The sequence below is a fragment of the Desulfovibrio sp. genome (assembly GCF_041907885.1).
Lineage (GTDB): Bacteria > Desulfobacterota > Desulfovibrionia > Desulfovibrionales > Desulfovibrionaceae > Desulfovibrio.
Map to the genome: position 1 here is coordinate 1 of NZ_JAYRGM010000041.1, position 4,875 is coordinate 4,875.

The following is a 4,875-nucleotide window of genomic DNA, read 5'->3' on the forward strand; positions in this document are numbered from 1 at the left end:
AGCCACGCGCCCCGGTATTTCGCGCAAGTTCGCGGCTTACAGTTGAGACGCTACGGCCTATCGCTTTGGCTATGGCCCTCAGTGACGTTCCACTTTTCACTGCCTGGCAGATGTAGTACCGTTCTTCCCTGGCAAGGTGTGCATAGCCCATACGCCCCTCAATCTTTGGTTGGATGGAGAGGCTAAAGGGCTATACCACCTTGCCTTTTCATTCAACTTTGAGGGTGTTGCACTTGCAAGTTGAATCCGCCAATGAAATAAACTCCATTCCGTTGTCTGTAATATGGTTGCAACTGTTCAGGCCAGCTCAATGCCCTGCGGGCTACGCCTCAGACCTGGCAGAGGCGGCGCAGTTCTTTTGTTTTCGGCTGAAAATACGGGTCACGACGATGAAAAACAGCGGTGTGTAGTACACACCCAGCCCTGTAGCGGTAAGCATGCCTGCCAGCACTGCTGTTCCCAAGGCATTTTGCGCCCCCGACCCCGCACCGTTGCTGAACGCCAGCGGCAACACACCGAGAACAAAACATAACGATGTCATTATGATAGGCCGCAACCGAAGCCGAGAGGCCTCCACGGTGGCCGAAACCACGTCTTTGCCGCCCTTATGCAGTGCCCTGGCAAATTCCACGATCAAAATTGAATTTTTGGCCGACAGTCCAATAATGGTCAGCAGGGCAATCTGTAGATAAATATCGTTATTCATCCCACGCAAGTACACGCCGCCCAATGCGCCAATGACACCCGTGGGCACTGCCAGCAGCACTGCCAGCGGTATAGTCCAGCTTTCATACAACGCGGCCAGGCAGAGAAAGACCACAATTATGGACACTGCGTATAATATCGGAGCCTGGCTGGTGGCTGTGCGCTGCTGATACGAAAGCCCCGTCCAGGCATAGTCAAAACCGGATGGCAGATTTGCCGCGCTTTTTTCTATTGCCGCCATGGCCTGCCCGCTGCTTTGCCCCGGTGCGGCGGCCCCTTCAATCTTTACGGACGGTATGCCCTGATAGCGGGTCAAACTTGGGGAAGCCAGAACGGACTTAACGCCGATAAAACTGGAGAACGGCACCATCTCGTCCTTGCCGTTGCGCACGTAGTATCTGCTGAAATCACCCGCCCCGGCGCGAACCGATGGCTCCGCCTGGAGGTAGACTTTTTTTGTTCTGCCCTTGTCCGAAAAATCGTTGATATACTCGCCTGCCCAGTAGGCGCTGATGGCGCTGTTTATTTCGGCCCTGCTCAGGCCGTAAGCGCCAGCCTTGCTGTTGTCGATGACCAGATCATACTGCTCGGTATCGGCCATACCACTATATCTTACGCTGGAAACAGCCGTGGATTTTGCCGCACTATCCAGCAGGGCATCCTTGGCGTTGAGCAATGCCGCGTGCCCTTTGCCACCGCGATCCATCAGTTCCAGCTCAAAGCCAGAGGACGTGCCAAGCTCCATGACCGCCGGTGGTGACATCACAAATATTTCCGCCCCGGTTATGGATGAAAACCGGGCCATGGCGCGCTCCATCACATCAAAGGCGCTTTGCCCCTTGCCGCGTTTGCTCCAGTCCTTGAGCAGGGGAAACACCATGGCCGAGTTCTGGCCGGAACCGCTGAATCCCCAGCCGATAACGCACATGACGCTTTCAATGGAATCCTTTTCTTCGTTGCGAAAGTAGGCATCAACCTCTTTGACTATCTTTTCCGTACGCTCAAGCGATGCGCCCGGCGGCAACTGCACATCAACAAACAGGATGCCCTGATCTTCATCCGGCAAAAATGCCGAGGGCAAAAGCAGGAACAAAGCCAGGCATCCGGCTGCCAATGCCCCAAATACCACGCCCCACCGCAGAGGTTTGCCCACCATGCCGCTCACGCCATGGATATAGCGTTCCGTAATGGCGGCAAACCACCTGTTGAAGCCCCCAAAGAACCCTTCGCCCGTTCCTGTGGCATGCGCGCGCAGCATGGTGGCGCACAGGGCAGGCGTTAGCACAATGGCAACCACCACGGAAAGCACCATTGACGCAACAATCGTCACGGAAAACTGCCGGAAGATCGCCCCGGTGGAGCCGGGCATAAAGGCCATGGGAACAAAGACGGCGGAAATAACCACGGCAACGCCCACAAGCGCCCCGGTTATCTGCCGCATGGATTTGAGCGCGGCCTCTCTGGGAGCAAGCCCCTCATCGCGCATGAGGCGTTCCACATTTTCCACCACAACTATGGCGTCATCCACCAAAAGGCCGATGGCCAGCACCATGCCAAACATGGTCAGCGTATTGATGGAAAACCCCATTGCCGCAAATACCGCAAACACTCCAAGCAAGACCACAGGCACGGCAATGGCCGGGATAAGCGTGGCGCGGTAGCTCTGCATGAACACAAACATCACCGCCACAACAAGGGCAATGGCCTCAAAAAGGGTACGCACAACCGACCGTATGGATTTTTCCACAATGGGCGCGCGGTCATCAGCATAGGCATATTTGAGCCCCGGCGGGAAAAATCCGGCAAGCGACTGCAATGCCGCCTTGATGCCCTTGGTGGTTTGCAGAACATTGGCCCCGGATGACAGCTTGAAAGCCAGCCCCGTACCTGCATGCCCATTAAAAAACGTGACCCCCATGGAGCTCTCTTCATTCAGCTCGATACGGGCAACATCCTTGAGCAGCACTGCGGAGCCGTTTTCTTCCACTCGCAGCTGTATCTGTTCAAACTGTTCCGCTGTTTCCAGGCTGGATGAGGCGTTGATGGCAATACTGATCTCCTGTCCCGGCAGGGCAGGGGTCGCCCCCACCTGGCCGCCAGCAATCTGGGCGTTCTGGGCGCGCACGGCAGCGACAATATCCTGTGGATTCAGCTTGTATTGGCGCATTTTGTCCGGGTCGCACCAGATGCGCATGGCATTCTGAGAACCGTAAAGTGTAATTACGCCAACCCCCTGAACGCGGCTTAGGGGATCAACCAGCGAGCTTGCCACGTAGTCGCTTATGTCATTGGGGCGCATGGTGTCGCTGGCATCGTAAAAAGCCACTGTCATGAACGAATTGTCCACTGCTTTGGATACCTGAACGCCCAGCCGCTGCGCTGTATCGGGCAGCAGGGAAAGAGCCTGCTGTACCTTGTTCTGCACCTGCACCTGCGCTGTATCGGCATCCGTGCCCGCAGCAAAGGTGAGGATAATTTCCGTTCCGCCGGAGGAACTGCTGGTTGATTTCATATGCAGCAGGTTATCCAGGCCTTTTATCTGCTGCTCAATGATCTGCGTGACGCTGCGGTCAACAATGGACGCGGTCGCTCCGGGGTACTGGGCAGAGATGGATATCTGCGGCAGGGCGATATCCGGGTAGTGCGCAACTGGGAGCTTGCCCAGAGCCAACAGCCCGGCCAGCATAATGATGATGGCAATAACCCAGGCGAATATGGGGCGACTGATAAAAAAAGCTGCCATACCCTACCGCGCCCCTGTGGTTGAGGCCGCGTCGGCGGCCTTGGCCTGCAATGATTGCGCGGGTACGCCCCGCACAAACTCACCGGGGGCCGCTTTCTGGAAGCCCTCAACCACAAGCAGGTCGCCAGCGCAGAGGCCTGCCCCCACAATCCAGCGGTTGCCGTATGCGCGGTCAATACTCACATCGCGCCGCACAAATCGATAAACCCCGTCTTGCGCGCCTTCCTTCTGCAACACGTACACAGAGTGCCCGCCCGTATTGTTCACAAAGGCGGCCCCCTGCGGGATCATCACTGCTTTGTCAACCGAGCCTTCTTCAATGGTGGCCTTAACATACATGCCCGGAAGCAGCAGCCCGTCAGGATTATCAACCACAGCCCGCAACATGATGCTCCCCGTGCTCTGCGCCACAGATATTTCAGAAAAAAGCAGGTCGCCCTGTATCCAGGCCGATTCACCAGCATGCGCCGCTGTGGAGACTGGCGTATAAGGCGAACCGTCTTCCAGTGTCAGACGAATTTTGGCGGTATTGCCGTTTGCAGATATGCGGCCTTGCGCAAGGGCGCGGCGCAGGCGGATCGCCTCTGCGCTGGATTGCGTTATATCAATATAGACGCGGTCAATCTGCTGGATAACGGCCAGGGCGGATAGCTGTCTGGCCGTAACCAGAGCGCCGACCGTAACGGCAGAGGCCCCAATGCGGCCAGACACCGGGGCTTTTATTTCTGTATAGGCAAGATTGATGGCCGCAGTTTCAAGTTCGGCCTCCGCCCTGGCAACGCGGGCGCGGGCCTGGCCATGCTGCGAGATGGAGTTGTCCAGCTCCTGCTGGCTTACGGCGTGCTGTGTGATCAGCATCCGCTGACGTTTTTCCAGCAGGGCTACAGCTGTAACAGCGGCCTTTGCCTCCGCAAGCGTGGCCCGGGCGGTGGCGTGGGCCGCCTGATAGATGGCCGGGTCTATGCGGTACAAGACCTGGCCTTTTTTTATATCTGCGCCTTCTTCAAAAAGCCGCTCAATAACAATGCCGTCAACCTGAGGCCGAACCTCTGCCGTTACCAGCGCGGAGACCCTGCCCGGCAGTGTGCTGCTCAGAGTCAGCTTTTCTTCCCCCAGCACCAGGTATTGCACCTCGGCATGGGCTGGGCCAGGCTCTTCCGCCTTGGTGCAGCCAAGGGCGAGCACGGTCAGCCACAAGGACACGAGCAGACAAAGTCGAAATTTTTTCTTGCTAAACCGGCACATTACAAACACCTCTATTCGTATTTGGGCAAGCAAAAACCTGCTTGCCCTTTTGTCTCGCGGTTTCAAGTTCAAAGTGCAACACCCAGTCCTTGGGTATTGGCGTCTTCTAAAAAAACTTCATAGGGTGTCTTAAACCCAAGGCATTTTCTAGGCCGCCAGTTCAAGCGGCACATTGCCGCTAT

At 56.6% G+C, this 4,875-nt stretch carries 3 protein-coding genes; all 3 read right to left on the bottom strand.

Annotation, left to right across the window (positions count from 1 at the left end):
• The coding region (locus ACE3NW_RS11990) for a helix-turn-helix domain-containing protein (RefSeq protein ID WP_374279632.1) at positions 1-151 on the bottom strand (151 nt) is incomplete at its 3' end.
• A gap of 171 nt (positions 152-322) precedes the next feature.
• Positions 323-3,448: an efflux RND transporter permease subunit gene (locus ACE3NW_RS11995; protein WP_374283713.1), complete on the bottom strand. Its 3,126-nt coding sequence runs from the start codon at positions 3,446-3,448 to the stop codon at positions 323-325.
• 3 nt (positions 3,449-3,451) lie between these two features.
• Entirely contained in the window at positions 3,452-4,693 is a 1,242-nt protein-coding gene (locus ACE3NW_RS12000; RefSeq protein ID WP_374283715.1) for an efflux RND transporter periplasmic adaptor subunit, read from the bottom strand.
• Between the last annotated feature and the right edge of the window lie 182 nt (positions 4,694-4,875).

Bases quoted from the DNA above. Each gene is read 5' to 3' on its own strand.
- ACE3NW_RS11995 (WP_374283713.1), bottom strand. From the start codon at position 3,448: ATGGCAGCTTTTTTTATCAGTCGCCCCATATTCGCCTGGGTTATTGCC.
- ACE3NW_RS12000 (WP_374283715.1), bottom strand. From the start codon at position 4,693: ATGTGCCGGTTTAGCAAGAAAAAATTTCGACTTTGTCTGCTCGTGTCC.